The sequence below is a fragment of the Glycomyces sp. YM15 genome (assembly GCF_016918015.1).
In the GTDB taxonomy this organism is placed as follows: domain Bacteria; phylum Actinomycetota; class Actinomycetes; order Mycobacteriales; family Micromonosporaceae; genus Glycomyces.
On record NZ_JAERMK010000021.1, the window covers coordinates 41580 to 59323 of the forward strand.

Here is a 17744-nt window from a genome sequence, read left to right on the forward strand (position 1 = left end):
CCTGGCCTTACGAAAGCGTGTGTTCAGTTGATGGCGTTCGGCGGCAGTGTCACTCGCCGTTGGTACGCGCCTGGTACTCGTTGCTGTACTTTGTGCGGATCGCGGCGAGCGCTTCGTCCAGTTCAGCGCGGACTGTCTCGGGCACGATCAGGTCGTGCGGTTCACCGTCCGCGACACTGTCAGGGTCGGCCGGGTACGTGCCCGCGTACTTGTCGAGCCACGCCCGCGTCGCTGCGTCCATGTCACGCAGCATCGCGATGCGCTCCGGCGACGGGCGCTGGGCAGGTTCGGTTCCAGCCGTTGGGGATCGGTCAGTCATTGATCCATTTTACACCGTGCCAAGACGTCGCGATCAGGGTTTCCTTCCCGATCCAATGCTGGTCACGTGTCGCGTTCGCTGGTCTACCGATTTCGGAAACGTCGTACGGCTGTGGATAGTTCGGGTCGCCCCACGGGGTCTGGTCGACTCGTTCAAGGAACGCGAACGCTGCCTGCGCTTGCGCTTCGAGTTCGTCAGCGCGAGCGAGTAGGTCCGCTGCGCTTGCTGGAGGCGTGTCCCGGTGGGCTGCCTGCCGGCGGCGAGCAGCGGCCATGGACCGGTACGCGGTCGCGGTCTGAGTGAGCGCCGCGAACATCTTCGTTGCTTCGCTTTCCCACGCCCATTCGAACTCTGCTCGCGCCCACGCGTACCCGCCTGCTTCCAAAGCCGCGTACACACGGATCGACTCGACACCGGAAGCCCGATACCAGTCGGTCAAGTGCCGGTTGAACGACGTGGCGATGCCACTGCCGTGATACTCCGGCTCAATGCTGAGGAAGTCATGATGGACGGTGATCCGGTCCCCGTCCGCTTCCAGGGAGCGTTCGAAACTGCCGACCGAGACACCGTCGACGAGCAGGTCACCTTTGACCTTCCAACGTTTCCCGGTCCGGACCGCCGATGCGACTTCGACCGTGAAACCGTCATAGTCATGCTCTTCGAGCAGCGCGTACATGCCGTCGCGGACCGCGTCGAGACTCCCGCCGAACATGTCGGAAGCGAGCACCGGATAGCCGCGCCCGCCGATGGCCCCGGCAGGAACTTCACGCTGCCAAGCGTCAGCGAACTGGGCCGCAATGTCATCGATACGGTCGTCCCCGCCGACGTTGACGGCACGCGCGTACGTGACCTCGACAGTCTCGGCCTGGTCGCTCGTGCCGGTGACGCCGATCCGGAACCGTCCGGCAGGTTCGGCGTCGCCCGGGTCGGGAAAGTGCAGAAAGTCGACGTACGTGGTGGTCCCGACAACGGTCAAGTCGTCGAACTCGACGTAGTCGCCGAACTGGTCCGCGTACGCTTCTGCGGCTTGTTCACCGACCGAACGGGCATAGTTCACGGCGCGCGCGTCACGGCTGGTCCCTTCGAACAGGACTCCAGCCGGGTCGACGCCCAAGGTTGAAACTCGTTCGTCAGGCGAAGCAGCGCTTGAGGCGTTCCAGGCGTCCACGAAATCGGTAGCGAGGCTTCGCACGTCGTCAGCGAACGTCGGGTAGTCCTGGTAGGCGTCAGCGGCCGACAGGGTCACTTCGGGCCCGTCGCCGCCGTCGGTGACGAACACGGTGATCGCGCCGAACGGGTCGTCGTTCTCGTCAAGCACCTGGTACGTGACGGCAGTCCGGGACGGCTGCGCTTTGACGGCAGTCATGCGCAGGAGGTAGTCGTCCGGGTTCAAGTTCGGGTTGCTCGTGAACGCGTCAGCGGCATCGGAAGCGGCCTGCCGGAGCCTGCGGAGCGTCCGGACGTCCTCCGGTGGGTCACCGCCGGCGAGCATGGCTGCAGGCGGCACCCCAAGGGACGGCACAGCATCCGTACCCGGCTCAAAGTCAGCGTCACGATCAGTGTCGGCGCCGCGTGTGGACGGCGACTGGAAGATCGCGGCCAATCCCGCAGCAAGGTCAGGCGCCTCGGCCGGTTGAGCAGCGGCAAGGAACCCGGATGCGACCGCGCGATGCTCGGTGAGCTTCGCCCGCCATTCGTTCACGCGACGGGACGCCGAGAGCCGGTCCAGGCGCGTCAACGCCAGGTCCGCTTTCCGTTCCCACTTCTCGATAGCGCGTTCGATCTCGCGTTCACGCTGCGCCGCTGCATATCCGCCGGGGTTGTCCGGGCCGCGGTCCGGCAGTGCGGTCACGCCGGGCATCCACGCGGACACTTCGTGACGGCAGTACGGGTGGAACAGGCCCGCAGCGACAGCCGTAGCGAGCGTGCCTTTCGGGACGGGCCGACCGCCTGCACGTGTGTATGCGGTCAGGGCGTCGTCGCCTGTCGCGAGCAGTCGGCCTTCCCACGGGCGGCAGATCGTGCACCGCTCGAGAGAGACGGACACGACGACGCATTCGATGCCGGCCTGGCCCGCGAACTCGAGGTACGCGTCCGTTGCCGTCTGCGTCAGACGCGTCTCGCACAGTGCCTCTGCCCACGAGCCCAATTGCAGGTTCCGGCCCTGATTGTCAGGGATGGTCAGGCCCCGGTCCAAGAACCGGTTCCATGCCGCGTTCCGCAGCGTCTCGCGTGCCAGACCGGTGAACCCGGCCTGATTCGACGCTTCCCGGATGGCCCGGTCGAGGCGCGCAGTCGCGGCCGTGAAAGCGCCGTCCAGGTCGACCATGAGGTCAGCCGCGGCTTCCCGAACTGCGGCGTTCACTGTGGGAAGGTCCGACGCGGCCTGGTCGAACGTGAGCGGCCCACCGGTCGTGTACTGCTGCAATGGGCTGAGCGGCGCGCCGAGCTCGTTCGCCGTCGTTTCCGCTCCGGCGTTCACCAGTTCGGCCAGGAGCGCGTCCGCGCCGGTCATGTACGCGGTCGCGACCGCAGGTACGGCCTGGCGCAGCGCTTCGCGAAGGTGCTGGCGTGCCCTGCGGGACGCTTGTTCAAGTTGCAGCCACGCTTGATCGGGGGCGTCGTCGAACATGCCAGCGCCCAGGAGGCGACCGGCAAGACGCATCAGCGGCTCGGTTGCGTCGGTGACCGCGGCCGCGAGCGGTCCGGCAGTGCCGGTGACGCTGCTACGGCCGACAGGCATGCGAGCCTTCCCATGACCTGTCGCGCACGCCGGTGTCCTCTATGCAGTTGTAGGGGTAAGCGAAAGCCGGGTCCGGCAGTAGGGTTCGGACCCGGCTTCAGCGTTCAGGGACGGGAGTTACTGGTTCCCGACGCGTTCGTTGTAAGCGGCGGTGTGCCGTTCGCGAATGCGAGCCAGTGCAGTTTCGAGCTCGGCCACGATCTCAGGCGGGGCGAGCAGGTCGAGCGGTTCGCCGTCTTCGTCGAGTGCGTCCGGGTCGGGCGGGTACTGGTCGCGGTACTTCGCAAGCCAAGCGGCCTGCGCGGCTTGCTGCTCGGCCATCATCGCGATAGTTTCAGGTTCGGGCCGTGCCGAACGCTGTTTCGCCCTAGGGGTTTCAGGTTCCATCAATCCATTGTACTCCGTTCCAAGGCAGGCTGAGCAGGACTTCTTTCCCGATCCACTGTGCTTCACGCGACCTTCCAGGTGGCATGCCCACCTCGGAGAGGTCCTTCGGGCTCGGGTAGTCCGGGCTGCCCCAGGCGGCGGCGTCAACGCGTTCCAGGAACGCGAACGCCGCCTGTGCCTGCTGCTCGAACGCGTGAGCTTCCGCCCTCAAATACTCGGCCGCTACCGGGTCGGCGGCGTACGCGGTGGCTTGCTCGCGTTTCGCTGCCGCCAAGTCCTGGTACCGGCGGGCGGCTGCGGCGAGTTGGCGCCACATGTCGTTCGCGTCGGCTTCTTCCGCCCAGGTGAATCCTGCGCGAGCCCACGCGTATCCGCCCACGTCGAGCGACGCATACACTTCGACGCGGCGGACGCGTGAGGCCCGGTACCAGTCGAAGAGACGACCGTTGAACGCTTTCGCAATGCCGCGGCCTTGAAACTCGGGCCCCAGGTGCAAGTACGTGTGGTGGACGTCGATGCCGTCGTCACCGCGAACGATCGTCCGGGTGAACGGCCCCGCGTTGACGCCGTCAACGATGAAGTCACCGCGAATCGTCCACGAGTCCCCGGCCTGGTTGACACTGGCGACCTCAACGCCGAACCCGTCCCAATCACCGAACTCGAACACGTCCGCGACTGCTTCGCGCACAGCCGGAAGCGGCAGGTCCGATGCGAACAAGTCGCTCGCGAGGATAGGGAACTGCTCGTTGCCGAGACCGGGCAACGCGTGTGGGCCCGACGCGTTCGCGGAAGGCGCAGCATCTGGGACTGGCGACCGGTTCCATGCTCCGACGAACGCTTCCCCGAGACTTTCGAGGTCGTCAGCGAACGCCGGGAAGGAAGCCGCCGGATACGAGTCGGTGAGCGCGGCCCCGTCAGCGCCTACGCGGACGATGATCGTGCCAAGCAAATCGTCATCTTCATCAATGACGTCGAACTCGATGCTGGTGCTGGTTCCGGCGACGTCAAGCCCGACGCGTCTGAGCGTGTACCCGTCAGGGTTCGCGTCACTGTCGTACTGGAACGCGTCGGTCGCGTCAGCGACCGCTTGGCGAACCCGTCGCAGGAACGGCGAGGCGGCCGGGTCGACGCCGCCGGCAAGCACTGCGGACGGGTGGACGTCAAGTCCAGGTGTGGCGTCCGCGTCAACCTGCCACTGGAGCGCGAACGCTTCAGCAAATTCACGAACGGGCCCGGAGACCGCTGTGTTCGTCAGCTCAAGGATCGGGTCCGTGTCGTCGCCGCGCGCCGTGTATTCGGCAAACCCTGCCCAGTTCCCTGCCGTGTCGACCACGTTGTACGAGAACGTGGTTGCGCCGGTTTCAGGCGTAACTGCGGCGTCGGTGAGCCGGTACGGCGCATCGGGGTGCACGGCCGCGTACTCGCGAGCCGCCTGCTGCGCGAACCCTTGAACCGCTGCCACTTGCGGTTGTTCGCCTGGGCTGGTGAGCAACTGCCCGATCGGGACCGTGATCCTGTCCGCGGCCGGGCTGTCGTCACTGCTGGCGTCAGGCTCCGGCGTGGCCTCGTCCGCGCTGCCTTCCGCGCCAGGGTCCGCATCCGAATCAGTACGGGAGGTGGGTGTCCGGTTGAGGAACATGATGCCGTCCCAGCCAGCGCCGATCATGGCGTGCTTCCCCAGATGCTGGGAGTAGATCTCGCCAGTGAGGCCGACTGGTGCCGGAATGCTCCGGCCGATGGACGCGAACTCGTTCGGGGTGGGGAACCCTGGGGTGCCGAACTCGTGCGTTTCCGCGCGGTCCAAGATCGGGTCGGCGGCGTCGAGCTGCGCCTCCATCCACGCCAGCCCAGCTGCTTCCGCTTCCGTCAACGGCCGTTCCCTGGACGTGCGTCGCAGGTCTGCCGCGTATTGGTTGAACGCGCGCCGGTTCTCGTTCACGCGGCCGATGACATGGTGCGCGTCGTCTTCGGTGAGGAACCTGAACCCGGCTCTCGCCCATGCGTACCCGCCGATGTCGGCTGTGGAGACGGTGACGGCGTCGACGTTTGATTCCCGGTACCAGCCGAACAGCCGGTTGTTGAACGCCGCGGCGATTCCTTGCCCGCGGAAGTCATTGTCGACGGTGAGACTGCTGTGGGCTGCTTGGAGCATGCCGTCTTCGACGTAGATCGAACGGTCGAACCGGGCGACGATGGTGCCATTGAGGCGAAGGTTGCCGTTCGCTTCGACGCCGGTCCGGTTGACGATCACGGTCTTGAGGTCGCACGTGAGTTCACCGAGTCCAGGCACGAGCCACGGTTCGTTCTCGAAGAGGGCCTGGACGGCTTCGCGGCGGGCGTCGTCGGGGAAGGGACGGGTGAGGTCGGCGGCCGATACCGGCCAGTTGCCGGGGCCGGCCGGGAGTTCGCTGGGGCGAGGCGGCGCGGTTGTCGGTGCCGCGGCAGGTACGGCGTTCCCGGAGTTGCGTTGCGGCGCCAGATATTTGATGCCGTCCCAGCTTGAGCCGAGCAGGGTTGCTTTCCCGATGTGGTGCTCAAGCCCGATGTCGGTGAACCCGTCCGGGAGCGGGTGCGTGCGTCCCGCGTTCGCGATGTCAGCTGGCGTCGGGTACGCAGGCGTTCCGAAAGCGGCGCTGCTGGCACGGTCCCGGACCGCTTGGCCCGCAGTGATTTGCGCTTCCATCCAGGCCAGGCCGGCGGTTTCACGGTCGGTTAGCTGGCCGTCGTCGTGCGCGGCCCGCAGCGGCTCCGCTAGTACGTCGAGTTGGCGGACGTGGTTGTCGAGTCGTTCCAGGATGCGTTCGGCGTCGTCTTCGTTCACGAAACCGAATCCGGCGCGAGCCCACGCGTACCCGCCGACGGTGTACCCGGCAGTGAGGGTGAACGCGTTGACGTCGGAGTCTTCGTACCAGTCGAGCAGGCGGCCGTGGAATGCCGACCCGATCCCGTTCCCTCGGTAACCGTCGAAGATGACGAGTTCGTCATGCCGGGCTTCGACTGTGTCGCCGTCGCGGGTGATGCTGTGGTCGAACGAGCCGACGACGTAACCGGGGCCGCGCAGGTCGCCTTTGAAGGAGATGTGTGTATCCGAGATGGTCACGTCCTGCAGGTCGACGGTCACGGGCCCGAACCCGGGCACGTCCAACGGTTCGTCTTCCAGGAGCTCGTGAAGGGCTTCGCGTCGGTCGCTGGGGTTCCACGGCCGGACGAGGTCGGCGGCGGAGACCACCCAGCCGTTCGGGCCTTCCGGCGGTGACTGGTCGGCCATGCCGTCCAGGTCAGCGTCGAGACTTGTCGCTGGCGCAGTGGGACGCAACGCCTCCAGTTCGGTCAGCGCCTTGGCGGCAGCAGCCGCCGCACGGCGGCCCGTGGACGTTTCGATCGCGTACGCGGCTTGCCGTTCGAGACGCCGCACGCGCCGTTCGGCTTTGCGGACTTCGGAGGCGGCCGCTGGCTCAGGCTCATCTGGAGTTGGTGCGGCCGCAGTGGAGGCACGCAGTCGATGCCGGCAGTTCGGGTGGAGCAGGCCAGCCGTGCGCGCCTCGGCGAGCGTGGCCGTCGAGCTGCCCGGTGCGGTCTGGTCGGCTCCTTCCGGGGTGAGCGCGAGCGTGCGCCCTTCCCAAGGCGCGCAGACGGGGCAGTGCTCCGCTGATACGGACACGGTCACTGAAGCGACCCCGCTGCCGGTGAGGACGTGCAAGTACGCGTCGACAGCGGTCGTGCCGCTAGCGGTTCGTGCGGCCATGTCGGCGTACTCGGTCAGTTCCCACGTGCGGCCGTGGTCGTCAGCGGCCGTTCGCACGCCTTTGGCGAGAAACTGGTCCCAGGCGCGGCCGCGAGCGGCCTCCGGCTCCGGGCTGGCGTTCGCCGCTTCGTTCACTGCGTGCATGGCGTGTTCAGTGCCCGCGCGAGACGACTCGGCCGCATCCTGCAGCGCGTGCGACAGGTCGCTGGCCGCAGTGCGTACCGCCGCGAGCTGCGGCACTTGGCGTTGCAACTGGAGGAACGACTGGTGGCTGGAGCCGTCCGCGAACGCCCGCAGGGCCGTCACGTCGTCAGCGTCCAACCCGGTTGCGGCACCGGGAAGGTCGCGCCCGGCCGCTGCAGCACCGGCTGCCCACGCGCCAACGAGAGCGCGCAGGCACGACAGGTGCAAGCCTTCCAGGTGCCGGGCGCCGTCCTGGTAGGCACGCAGCATCCCGGAACGGCCCATGGCCGTGCCGTCGCGCAACGCTCCGGTAGCGGCGGCGAGGACCGAGTCAGTGAACGGCACCAGGTGCGCCGCGACCGGGGCCGCGAACGGTTCCCCAGTGAGACGGGAGACCGGCATCAGGCCCCGGTGAAACTGCCCGGGTCACCGATCGGGCCAAGGCCGCGCTCAGCGGCGACCGCGGCAGCTTCCGCGTCGACTTGCTCAGCGGTCCAGTCCGGGTGGAGGAGGGCCACGCGGGTGCGCACTGACGTTGCTTCGGCAATGTTGAGCGCCTGGAGCGTCTGCGCGTCCTCCAGTGCGGAGTTCGGGACCGCGTCAGCAAAGTCGACGAGGACCGGGCCGGGCTCGGGGGCGGCGTCCGCACCGAACACGGCGCGCGTGACGTCCATGAGCGCTTGCGTGATCTGCGCGAGCGGCGGCGCGACATACCGGGTCATCTTCGCGCGCGTGGCGAGCGACGCGGACTGGCGGGCGCGGAACTCCGTCGCCGTCACGGCCGCGGGCCCTTCCGATTCGTGCCCGAACGACGCAGGCGAATACCCGGCTTTGCGAAGGATCTGATGCATGAGTTCACGAGCGGTCCGCGAGTGCTCCTCAACGCGGATCGCGAACTGCGTCGCGGTGATCTGCGGGCCGCCATCCGAGGACGGCAGCATCCGCAGCGGCGTGAACACTTCCTGGTCGGCGTGCCACGTGGCGCCTTCACCGGGCGCGCCGGGACGCAGATAGTCGTGGGGGACCATGAGGCGGGCTTTGCCCAGCCGCAAGTCCCGCATCCACGACGACCACGTTTCGTCGAACGCGTCCAGGAGCGGTTCCGAACCGGCAATGTCAGCGCGGCCGAGCCCGGCCGCGGTCGGCACGTGCCGCCACAGCGGAGCCGGGCGGACGTTCGGCAGGTACGCGATCGCGAGACCGGTCGTCCCGGTCGCCACGGCCGCTTCACGTTCCGAACCGGTCGCGAGGCCCGCAGTGACGGGGTGCGCGGTGAGCGGCAGCTGCCGGCCCAGGCGAGTAGCGGTGCCTTTGTACAGGCCGTGGAGGATGACGCCCGGCTCGTACCGTTCCAAATGCCGGATGACGGTCGAACCGTCGTGCTCGAGGACGGTGGGGACGGTGACGGCCGCAAGGCGTCCCCATCGCCATTCAGGAAAGGCCCGGTCGGCGTCGACCGTGTCCAGCCACGCTTCACCGGCAACGTTCCGGTCCCAGCAGATCCGCAGGAACACGCCGCCGAGCGCCGACTTTGCTTCGCCGGCTTCCATGAGCGTGGCCGCGAGGCCGCCCGCCATCCGGTCGGCAAGCCACGCGGTCGCTTCGGGGTTTCCGGTGACGGTGAGCGTCGGCGGTTTCGCGAACAGGAGCTCCGCTGACTTCGCGGCGATGTCGGCGGCGAGCGGCACGTGCAGTTTCGTTCGCTGCTCGCCCACGGGGAGAGGCTGGCCCCACCACATGCGCGCGAGGGTCCCCTGGACGCCGCCGCGGTACTGCGCCGGGTGGTTGTTCAGGGTCGTGGAAGCCTGACCGCCGTAGATCGAGGCCAGGGCCTCAGCGTCACCGGACCACCAGGCGCCCCATTCGGCGTGTTTGACGCGGACAGGTTCGAGCGCTTTCGGCGGCCACGGTTGATCGGCGGTAGGCAGCGGCATGAGCGAAGGTCTCCATATGCAGTTGTGTGGCAGGTCGTCAGCGGACGCGTGCAGTTCCGGCCGGAGGTGGCGGCGTCAACCGGCGGCGCATGAGGTCGACGTACTCGGGGTGGATGTCGACGCCCGTGAAAGCCCGGTCTTCAATGAGTGCGGCAACGCCGGTGGAGCCCGAACCGGCGAACGGGTCGAGAACGCGGCCATCGGGCGGGCAGATATAGCGGAGGATCCATCCGGCGAGCGCAGGAGGGAACGGCGCGGGATGCGCTACGTCGTCACCAGTGATGTTCTGGCCCAGGCGGAAGCGGGCAATGTCGATGCCGCGTGAGATCGGATGCGGAACGTACGGTTTCGCACGCAGCTTGTGGCCGCCGTACCCGTTGCGGAACAAGCGGCCCTGCATTTTGAACGGCTGCGTTTGCGGCCTGCCGTTCCCGCGCGGGTCGCACCACGGGCGGGTGGTGCCGGGAGCGAACCAGAGAATGTGTTCCCATGACCGTCTGGGCCGGTCGTTCGGCGCGGTCGGCATGCCGGAGCCTTTGTCCCAGATCCACTCGTCAATTTCCGCCCAGCCGCGTGCACGCAGTTCCAAACGCGTCCGCAGGACATAGTCGGAGAGCTGCCCGTTGCGAATGTGCGGGCGGATCACAAGCGCTACGGAAGCGCGCGGTGTCAACGCGGTCCGGGCGGCGTCGAGCCGGTCGGCCAGCCACGCCGGGTACTCGGCTTCGTCGACGCCGCCGTAGGAGTCTCGGCGCTGCTGCGCGTACGGAGGGGACGTGACGATGCAGTCCACACTGCCGGCTGTCAGCTGGGGGAGTACGTCAAGCGCGTCACCGCAGTGGAGGTTGATCGCGGCCACGGGATCCTTCAACGCTGTGAGGAACATCCGGAGCGGCGTGCCGCTGCCCGGGTGCTCGTTGTTGGTGAACTGGCTTCGTGAACTGGAATGCCCTCGCGGCTGCTGCGAGTCTCGTTGCCGCTCTTGCTGCTGTCGCGTCCGTATGGTTCACGGCGCGAATGGCGGTGCTTGCCGCCCGGGAGCGGGACGCGGCGGTGCTCGCGGAACGTGACCGGCGGCAGCCGTACGTGCACGCTGACGTTCGCGCGATCGCCGACCGGCTTGCGGTCGTTGTCACGAACTCGGGGCCGACCGTGGCCATGCGCGTCGCGGTCTACTTCGACCCGCCGATCGTCCGGGTGCGGCCAGGCGCGTACGAGATCGTGCACCGGCTACCAGTCGGCATGGTGCCGCCCGGTGCCCCGCGTGTCTTCCCGCTGGCGGCCGCAGGCCGATACTTCGCCGACCCGGTAGCGCCGAGGCGGTTCCACGTGACCGTGTGCGGCCGCGGCCCGGACGGGCCGATACCGGCCGTGTCGTACCCCGTAGACGCGATGGCGTTGCGCCAGACCGTTCTCGAGCGGCGCCACGGTGAGCCCGAAGTCGGGTCGACGTGGCCCGCGTTCGACACGGGAATCGACGGCTTCGGTAGTGAACAGAGGCGCGGGCTTGTGTGACCTCAGACGTTCACGAGTTCGGGCTTCCCTGGCGGTTCAGGCTCGGCCGGTTCGCGAAGCCTGCCGTTCCACACGCCCCGGGTCGTGAACACGGCGTACCGCGCGGCGTCAACACCGTGATCGTCAACCTTCAACGGTGTCTCGATCCCCAACTGCATTTGCTTCGGATCCCACGAGTACGACGCGAGCTCGTCAATGAGCGCGTCACAGGAGACGTGCACACGCAGCCGGTCGGTCGCGATCAGGGAAGCGAACGTTCGGATGCCGTCAGCGACCGCGTTGTCAGCACGGACGGGCGTGAGGAGGTCTTCGTTCAACTGCGTGATGAACGACGCCGCGGACGGGTCCACGATCACCCACGGGTCGCCGAACTTCCCGGCGGCCATCCACGACCGGAGCCGACGCGAGTACTCAGCGTCCGTGAGCTGCCGCTGTTCGTCTTTCGACGCCCACCGCCACTCGGAGGCGATGTGGAGGCGCTGGTCAGCGCCGAGGCCGAGCGCGACCGCGGCGAAGTCGTTCTTCGTGCCGTAGTCGACGCCGATGCTGACCCATTCGGTGATAGCCGGCAGTTCCGTCGTGACGTGCACGTCGGGGTTCCACGCGTCGAAGATCGCGCCGGAGGCGACGACCCACGCACCGTCGATGAAGCGTTTGCGCCACAAGCCGGTGTATTCGGCTTTGAGTGCGGCAACGTAATCGGACGGGAGGGACGGGTTGTCGGCCAGGCGGAACTGGAACCGGGCGAGCGACAGTTCACCGGCCCGGTCAAGGAACCCGGTTTTCAGCCAGTGTTTCGGCCCGTCCGGGTTCGTGGTCGCCAACAGGCGTGCACCGGGGACGCTCAACCTGGCGAGGAGCTGCCGGAAGAACGCTTCCGGGACGAGAGTCGCTTCGTCGACGTACGCCAAGTACGCCGTCATGCCGCGGATTTTCTCTTCCGCTCTCGCATCGTTCGCGCCGACGAGATGCACCGTCCGGCCGAGGATCTTCGCCGTTCCGGCACCGGTCGTGTGCTTGACCGTGAGCGCGGCAGGCCCGAACAGGGTGACATCCTGCAGAGGCGTGAGCACGTTCCGCTCGATCGCCTGCAGGGTCTTGCCGCTGATGACGATCAGGCCCTGTTCGGGCGCGGCGGCGACCGCGAGGAGGAACGCGAGCAGGCTCGCGATCGTCTTCCCACTTCGAACGGCGCCGTCCCACACGTTGATGCGGGCGGTGGCGTCACGAATCGATGTGAGCTGTTTCGGGCTGAGCAGCAAGATCAGTAGGGGCGGAGCTATTGAGTTGTGCCGCCAGGCCCTCGAGGAGGGACGTGGCGTGTTCAAGTCCGGGGCCGTCGCCGCCGACGAGCGACAGGTACCGGTCGACCGTGGTCGCGTACAACCGGATGAGGTCGCGGGCTTCAAGCTCGTCAATGCGGGAGCGCAGCTTCGTGAGGACTTCCGTGGCGGTGTCCAAAGCGACGTTCGCGGCACGGCCGCGTGCGGACCCGGGCACGGCCGCTTCAGCGGCCGTGAGGAGGGTGATGCCGGCGCGGCGGGCAATGTTCGAAACGGTCGTGGGGGCGACGCCGTGCCGTTTCGCGATTTCGTTCCTGGAGAACGCCCGCTCACGCAAGTCGGCGAGGATGGCGTCTCGTTTCGCTGCGGGAAGGCCAGGGTTCACGGGCTTCTCCCTTGCGCGATATTGAGTTGTGGGCACACTTCCGGCCAGCGAGAGAACACTATCGTGGCAGACGCGAGAACGCCAAAAAGTTCATCACCAACTATGTTGGGCAGCAAAAACAGTCGCGTTTATCAACCAATGTGGACGATGGTTGACGACAATGGAGGTCGATTTCACGTTCGACGCTGGTTGCGGTCGCGCTTGGCAAGCCCTACGGTTGGCAGCGCCGTACGGTGACCGTGACGCCACGCAAATGGCGTTGAGGTTGCTTCGACTCCTCTCGAGAAAGGCTGCGCATGCGATCCCCCCGCCGCGTCACGTTCGTCGACGCCCGCCGCCGCGCCCGGCGTCGACCCGGCACGACAAAGGGCACAGTCCTTACCCGCACCGTTCCCCCTGCCAAACCGACGACCGGGCCTGAACGGCAACGGCCACCCGCGACGACACTCCCAGCTGACGTCGTAGCCATCCTTTTCGAACACCTGCGCTCCGGCACCACCATCAAAGACGCCGCCGCGGCCGCCGGCACCGACTACTCGACTGTCTACAAGTCCGCCCAGCGTGACACCGCGTTCAAATCCCGGCTGGACGCCGCCCGTGCGGAAGGCAGGTACCGACGCACACCGATCCTCAACGCCGACGTCCAGGACCGGATCATCAACCTGCTGCGCGTGGGCCTGTCGGTGCAGAAAGCAGCAATCGCGGTCGGCCACTACCCCGCGCAGGTGCACAAGCTCGCCCAGCAGAGCCTACGGTTCCGTGCCCGCATGGAGGAAGCGCGAACCGCTGCGGCGTCACGAGCGACCGTGACCCTCACTGCACTTGCCGACCCGGACACTGTCACAGTGGTCGACGCGGGAACGGCGGCGTTCCTTCGGGCGAACCCTGATGTGGCCGACCGGATCATGCAAGTCCTCGTCGCGGGCGGCACGCTCGCTGAAGCCTGCAAGGCCGCGCGCATCACGCCAGCGCAACTCGATGAGGCACGGAACGCCGACTCGGTCTTGCACGCGCCGCTGCAGGCCGCCGAATAGCGATCACCGATCACATTCTGGAGGTCCTGCGCTCCCTTTGCGCTAAACCAGGCAGTCGCGCCAAACGATAGAATGAAGACCTCCTGACATCCCGACTGACCTGGAGTGAGACGTGCGCGAGACACCAGCAGCAAGGCGGATTTGATGCTCGCTCCGACGCCGAACGTTGTCCTCTGGCCGGACGCTGCAAGGTTCCCTGCTGACACGCGGCATGCGCTCGCGGCCGCGTTTCGAACCGCTGGGTACACACTTGCCGTACAGGAACTCGCAATTGACGACCAGGTGGCGCAGATCGACTCGGATCTCCCGACCTGGGCGGCCGTGACCGTGTACAAGACCGGTGCGGCCCACTCGTTCACTGGCGCATCGCCGCAGGGCCTTGCCCGTGAGCTTGCCGCGTTCATCGACAACGAGCGATACCCCACGTCTGGGAGCCATCCTGGAGACCTCCGAGCATGACCGACTCCGCGAACCGGCCTGACCGGATCGTTCCCTGGCCCGCAGCGGCCGAGTTCTTCTCCTTCATCCACCGTTAGGGAAACAGGACTATGTACAGCCCTTGGGAAATCTGTGTCGACGCACTCGCGCCCGTCAACGTCGACGAACTGTTCCGAGCCGCAGCCGCCGCTGTGAACGCGCCTGAACCGCTCGACATCGGCGAAGAGACTGGACGAATGACGGCACGGCTCGAGCTGCCAGCCGGGGCAGTGACGCTGGCGCTGGAACACCGAGGCGGCGAACCGATGAGCGACGGCAAAGGCAAATACCGCATCGACGACGGCGAGATGGAGCCTTTCGGGCCGTTCTGGGCACGTGTCGCTCTGCTGCCCACGTACGTTTCTGAAGGCCACCTCAGCGCCCGGTTCGTCGTCGATGTCACCGGCTGGCTTGACGACCACGGCATCGGATGGGCGTGGCGGTCGCTGTCAGACCCGCGCCGGGAGACTCGCACGAGTCTCGAAGCGCTGCAATACCTTGCGGACTAGAACCGGCGCTTTCGCTTGAACGACGAAGGAGGCGGGAATGCCCGTTGGCGGTAAGGAAGGCTCCGACAGGTCCCTGTCGAACCATGACATTTTCGAGAGCGTCTGGGACCCCGTCAGCGACGGCATGCTCACGTTCACGACCGAGTTCGGTCGTTCGCAGCGCCGGACGCGCGTGTGGCGGTATGACGGGTGGATGCTCGCGGTCGTCTCCGAGCATGACGTCGACCCGGGGATCGGGTTGGGGATCGCACCTGAGGCGGTCGTCGACGCGGTGCGTGACGCCTTCGGTGTGGAAGCGGCTGTGATTGAGCACCGGCCGGGCGTTCGGGGTGTCCGCGGCCCCCGGTTCTCGTGGGTGCTCATCCTCGGGCCCGGTCAATCGCATTGGACGCCACTGGACCCCGACCGGCTCGGCCGGGCGCTGCCGGGCCTGCTCGACGGAGAAGTTCCCGACCGGAGCTAAGCCGACCGCCCGGAATCAGCCTGCAACAGCCGCGGGCGCGAACTCCGCGTTCCAAATGCCGACGAACTTGGTGCCGTGCCCATACCAGGAGTCCTCGCGGACCTCGACGTGAACGTCATCGCGGGCATGCCACTCGTCCAGGACCGCTTGACCTTTCGGGGTGACCTGGTACGGCTGGAAGACCACGACGGCGCGACTGCCGTTCCGTGTTGTCCACATGCTCATGTGATCCCACGTCGAGTCTGACAGGTAGAACTGAGTGCCGTTGTGCCCGCACTCGCACCTCGTCAGACGCTTCGACGTCGGCCAGCAGACACAGTGCAGTTTCGGGTAGGTGCTGGCGCGCTTGAGACCATGGGATTCCGCCCACTCGAGCAACGCGATGCGGGAAGGCACGTAGAAGTGCGCGCTGGCAGGCCAGGACATGACGCCGCGGTCGTCGTCATGTTGCATTCCGATGCGGGCACCACGAGCTTCGAGGTCTTCAACGAGCGCGGCCTGGTCAGGCGTGTAATGACGGCGGCACACCCGGACCGGTTTCTCGGTGAACGAGATGCCTGACTGTTTCCCGCGTTCGCAGCAGTGCTCCATGAGAGGCCTTCCGTCCGTGTGACACCTTGTGGACTCATTGTGCTGGAGTCAGTGCCGCAGTTCAAGGCACCGGGCCGCGCGCAGGCGCCCGAAGTGGGCGACCGCCCCGCTAGACATCCTGCCAGCGGGAGCTATCGACTGCTCGGCTCTCCGTCGGCGCCGAATACGTGGCACCGGCGGCGCGGCATTCACGAGCGAGGTCCACGTGCAGGCGGGCGATGTCGATCGCGCCGCGCATGCGGGCCAGGCGCTCTTCGACGGGCATGTCGTCGTCGCTGGCTGGCCACTCGGATGGTGACGTAGCAAGCCAGCCTTCGGCTTCGGTTGTGTAGCGCTCGGCGAGTCGCAGGTGGTTGTCAGCGGGGGTTGCGGTCACGGGAGAACTCCTTCACGATGGGAATGGGAGTTCAGGATCGCCTGCGTCCCGGTTGCGGCGCAAGAGATTGAGACGCCTTCGGCGCGTCGCGTCTGGAATGGGCTACCGCCAGCCAGTCCACCAGAACTTGGGCGTTTCCTCATACCGGCCTCGAGACTCCATGCGTCCGTCTGACAGGTCCATGGCCCACGAGCCGATGCACACGACCGGGTCGACGTCCCCGTAGGCGCCGTGCTGCCATGCACGCGCCGCCCAAGCCTTCAGTGTGTACATGTCCGGGTCGGCCACGTTCCGTTCAACGATCGGCCGCTTGTCGGCGTCGACGGTGCGGCGCCCGTAGCAGGCCGCTTCGAGCTCGCGCATGACGTTCAACGCGACTGGTGGTAGCAGGAGCACTTCGTCACGCCGTTCGACGAGCACTGGTGTGGTGATTCGGGAGCCGCGGCCACGGCCGTCGTAGCGGGCGTGATGCTGTTTGCACAGCGGGACGACGTTCCAGATCTCGTTGAACCGCTCTCCGAGCGCTTCGTAGAGGTACCGAACGGTGCTTGGCGGTGGATCCTCGTAGCAGGCGACCTGTTCGACCATGTGCCGATTCCAGTCGTCAGCGCAGAAGGCCGCGATCGTGGCCGGCCAGTCGGTGAGGTGCGCGCATTCGATGACCGGCCGGTACGTCGTGTGGTTGCCCAGCAGGCACACGGGCCCGAAGATCCGGTACATGAGCTCGCGTGCGCGAGTGTGGTCGACGCGGCCCCATTCGCGGTTGCCGGAAGGAAACCGTGCCTGGATGGCTGCGGTCATCTCAGGGACGGTGAGGGTGCGGCGCGCTGTGGCGCTGGCGCGCACTGGCAATGACACAGGGCTGCGGTCGCGGACCGGTTCGGACACCGCGGCGGGGAAAGCCGCCCTTTCGTCGATCGTTACGTCGGGGTGGTGCACACCCGAAAGGACAGCGATGGGTTTCCGGTGGCGCGTGATGACTGCAGTGACGTCGTCGCGCTCGTGCGCGGTCCGGACCATGGCGTTGAACGTCTTCCGTGCCTCCGATACCGACACGGTCGGCGTGACGTCGAGACCGCCGAAGTCGCGAGCGGATACGAGAAACGCGACGATGTTCTCAGCGTCGCGCACGCAGATGTTGACGAGCAGGTTCTCGTTCTCGATGCGGTGCAGCAGCGTTGGTAGCTGCGCGGCGGCGTCGGAGACGGTGTAAGTCGGCACGTCGCGAGCCTACATGACATACTCAAAAATCATGAAAATGAGGTACTATAGAACCTCAAAGTCTTGTTCTGCGCTTCAGGCTTTCCCAGGTCAGATGCCTTCCACCCCAGGAGCAACGTTGACGTTCGACACGCAGATTTTCACGCTCTCTCCCGCTGACCCCGCCGCACTATGGGCCGCGGCCGTCACGGCGATCGGTACCGTCAGCGGCACGGACCGGGACGCGGTCACCTACCGGCACCAGGAGACCAGTCCCGGCTACTGGCGGTACGTGACCGACGCGCAAGGCCTCGCGGCCAGCTTGGACCTGCAGTACGCCGCAGGCGGCAAGTGGGCGCGCTACGACGAGGGTGAAGGCACTGAGCTGCCTGCCTGCTGGGCCGAAATCAACATCGCGACTTCCGGGATCGGCGACCGCCAAGCGCGTCATGCCGAGTTCGTTCGCCTCCTGGCCGCCTACTTCACGGCCGAGGACATCGACTGGTGCTGGATGTGGAGCGGTGACAGCTTCGCCGACCTCCACACCGGATTGAAGGGTCTCGCCGACCCGCTGCCTCGCTAGTCTGACCACCTTCGTTG

General features: G+C 66.9%; 17 protein-coding genes. 6 read left to right on the forward strand and 11 right to left on the reverse strand.

The genetic code is table 11. From position 1 onward, the window contains the following. Positions 1 to 49 precede the first annotated feature (49 nt). The 6 genes from JHY01_RS20610 to JHY01_RS20635 all read right to left on the reverse strand — a co-directional run bounded on the left by JHY01_RS20610 (position 50) and on the right by JHY01_RS20635 (position 10170). On the reverse strand, positions 50 to 319 hold the full coding sequence (locus tag JHY01_RS20610) for a hypothetical protein (protein ID WP_205327575.1): 270 nt from the start codon (positions 317 to 319) through the stop codon (positions 50 to 52). Next, positions 312 to 2951, reverse strand: a complete 2640-nt coding sequence (locus JHY01_RS20615) for a phage minor capsid protein (RefSeq protein ID WP_205327576.1) — start codon at positions 2949 to 2951, stop codon at positions 312 to 314. Before JHY01_RS20615 ends, JHY01_RS20610 begins: the two co-directional genes overlap by 8 nt. A 228-nt stretch (positions 2952 to 3179) precedes the next feature. Next, positions 3180 to 3449, reverse strand: coding sequence for a hypothetical protein (locus tag JHY01_RS20620; protein ID WP_205327577.1), 270 nt, complete (start codon positions 3447 to 3449; stop codon positions 3180 to 3182). Then, positions 3439 to 7779: a phage minor capsid protein gene (locus JHY01_RS20625; protein ID WP_205327578.1), complete on the reverse strand. Its 4341-nt coding sequence runs from the start codon at positions 7777 to 7779 to the stop codon at positions 3439 to 3441. Before JHY01_RS20625 ends, JHY01_RS20620 begins: the two co-directional genes overlap by 11 nt. After that, entirely contained in the window at positions 7779 to 9311 is a 1533-nt protein-coding gene (locus JHY01_RS20630) for a phage portal protein (RefSeq protein WP_205327579.1), read from the reverse strand. Before JHY01_RS20630 ends, JHY01_RS20625 begins: the two co-directional genes overlap by 1 nt. A gap of 37 nt (positions 9312 to 9348) precedes the next feature. Next, on the reverse strand, positions 9349 to 10170 hold the full coding sequence (locus tag JHY01_RS20635) for a site-specific DNA-methyltransferase (RefSeq protein WP_205327580.1): 822 nt from the start codon (positions 10168 to 10170) through the stop codon (positions 9349 to 9351). A gap of 158 nt (positions 10171 to 10328) precedes the next feature. Between JHY01_RS20635 and JHY01_RS20640 the strand changes: the two genes are divergently transcribed. After that, entirely contained in the window at positions 10329 to 10826 is a 498-nt protein-coding gene (locus tag JHY01_RS20640; RefSeq protein ID WP_205327581.1) for a hypothetical protein, read from the forward strand. A 2-nt stretch (positions 10827 to 10828) separates the two neighbouring features. Here the strand turns inward: JHY01_RS20640 and JHY01_RS20645 are convergent, their stop codons facing one another. Beyond that, positions 10829 to 12088, reverse strand: coding sequence for a PBSX family phage terminase large subunit (locus tag JHY01_RS20645; protein ID WP_205327582.1), 1260 nt, complete (start codon positions 12086 to 12088; stop codon positions 10829 to 10831). Further along, positions 12051 to 12494, reverse strand: coding sequence for a hypothetical protein (locus tag JHY01_RS20650; RefSeq protein ID WP_205327583.1), 444 nt, complete (start codon positions 12492 to 12494; stop codon positions 12051 to 12053). The genes JHY01_RS20645 and JHY01_RS20650 overlap by 38 nt, the downstream gene beginning before the upstream one ends. A 296-nt stretch (positions 12495 to 12790) precedes the next feature. Between JHY01_RS20650 and JHY01_RS20655 the strand changes: the two genes are divergently transcribed. The 4 genes from JHY01_RS20655 to JHY01_RS20670 all read left to right on the forward strand — a co-directional run bounded on the left by JHY01_RS20655 (position 12791) and on the right by JHY01_RS20670 (position 14977). Then, positions 12791 to 13528, forward strand: coding sequence for a hypothetical protein (locus tag JHY01_RS20655; protein ID WP_205327584.1), 738 nt, complete (start codon positions 12791 to 12793; stop codon positions 13526 to 13528). 144 nt (positions 13529 to 13672) lie between these two features. Next, complete coding sequence (locus JHY01_RS20660; protein WP_205327585.1) at positions 13673 to 13987, forward strand: hypothetical protein; 315 nt, start codon at positions 13673 to 13675, stop codon at positions 13985 to 13987. 89 nt (positions 13988 to 14076) lie between these two features. Then, complete coding sequence (locus tag JHY01_RS20665) at positions 14077 to 14514, forward strand: hypothetical protein (RefSeq protein ID WP_205327586.1); 438 nt, start codon at positions 14077 to 14079, stop codon at positions 14512 to 14514. Positions 14515 to 14551: 37 nt separating this feature from the next. After that, positions 14552 to 14977: a hypothetical protein gene (locus JHY01_RS20670; protein WP_205327587.1), complete on the forward strand. Its 426-nt coding sequence runs from the start codon at positions 14552 to 14554 to the stop codon at positions 14975 to 14977. Positions 14978 to 14992: 15 nt separating this feature from the next. Here the strand turns inward: JHY01_RS20670 and JHY01_RS20675 are convergent, their stop codons facing one another. From JHY01_RS20675 to JHY01_RS20685, 3 genes are all read right to left on the reverse strand, one after another. Continuing rightward, on the reverse strand, positions 14993 to 15568 hold the full coding sequence (locus tag JHY01_RS20675) for a hypothetical protein (protein ID WP_205327588.1): 576 nt from the start codon (positions 15566 to 15568) through the stop codon (positions 14993 to 14995). 109 nt (positions 15569 to 15677) lie between these two features. Then, positions 15678 to 15944 carry a hypothetical protein gene (locus JHY01_RS20680; RefSeq protein WP_205327589.1) on the reverse strand — a complete coding sequence of 89 codons (267 nt, stop codon included), beginning with the start codon at positions 15942 to 15944 and terminating at the stop codon, positions 15678 to 15680. A gap of 102 nt (positions 15945 to 16046) precedes the next feature. Continuing rightward, positions 16047 to 17165 (reverse strand): type II toxin-antitoxin system Phd/YefM family antitoxin, encoded by a 1119-nt coding sequence (locus JHY01_RS20685; protein ID WP_205327590.1) that lies wholly within the window; start codon positions 17163 to 17165, stop codon positions 16047 to 16049. Between the two features lie 118 nt (positions 17166 to 17283). Here JHY01_RS20685 and JHY01_RS20690 point away from each other — a divergent pair, with 118 nt between their 5' ends. Further along, a complete protein-coding gene (locus JHY01_RS20690) occupies positions 17284 to 17727 on the forward strand; it encodes a hypothetical protein (RefSeq protein WP_205327591.1) in 444 nt (147 codons plus the stop codon). Positions 17728 to 17744: the final 17 nt, after the last annotated feature.

Coding starts and splice junctions, on each gene's coding strand:
- JHY01_RS20610 (WP_205327575.1), bottom strand. CDS start 319: ATGACTGACCGATCCCCAACGGCTGGAACCGAACCTGCCCAGCGCCCG.
- JHY01_RS20615 (WP_205327576.1), bottom strand. CDS start 2,951: ATGTTCGACGACGCCCCCGATCAAGCGTGGCTGCAACTTGAACAAGCG.
- JHY01_RS20620 (WP_205327577.1), bottom strand. CDS start 3,449: ATGGAACCTGAAACCCCTAGGGCGAAACAGCGTTCGGCACGGCCCGAA.
- JHY01_RS20625 (WP_205327578.1), bottom strand. CDS start 7,779: ATGCCGGTCTCCCGTCTCACTGGGGAACCGTTCGCGGCCCCGGTCGCG.
- JHY01_RS20630 (WP_205327579.1), bottom strand. CDS start 9,311: ATGCCGCTGCCTACCGCCGATCAACCGTGGCCGCCGAAAGCGCTCGAA.
- JHY01_RS20640 (WP_205327581.1), top strand. CDS start 10,329: ATGGCGGTGCTTGCCGCCCGGGAGCGGGACGCGGCGGTGCTCGCGGAA.
- JHY01_RS20655 (WP_205327584.1), top strand. CDS start 12,791: ATGCGATCCCCCCGCCGCGTCACGTTCGTCGACGCCCGCCGCCGCGCC.
- JHY01_RS20660 (WP_205327585.1), top strand. CDS start 13,673: ATGCTCGCTCCGACGCCGAACGTTGTCCTCTGGCCGGACGCTGCAAGG.
- JHY01_RS20665 (WP_205327586.1), top strand. CDS start 14,077: ATGTACAGCCCTTGGGAAATCTGTGTCGACGCACTCGCGCCCGTCAAC.
- JHY01_RS20670 (WP_205327587.1), top strand. CDS start 14,552: ATGCCCGTTGGCGGTAAGGAAGGCTCCGACAGGTCCCTGTCGAACCAT.
- JHY01_RS20675 (WP_205327588.1), bottom strand. CDS start 15,568: ATGGAGCACTGCTGCGAACGCGGGAAACAGTCAGGCATCTCGTTCACC.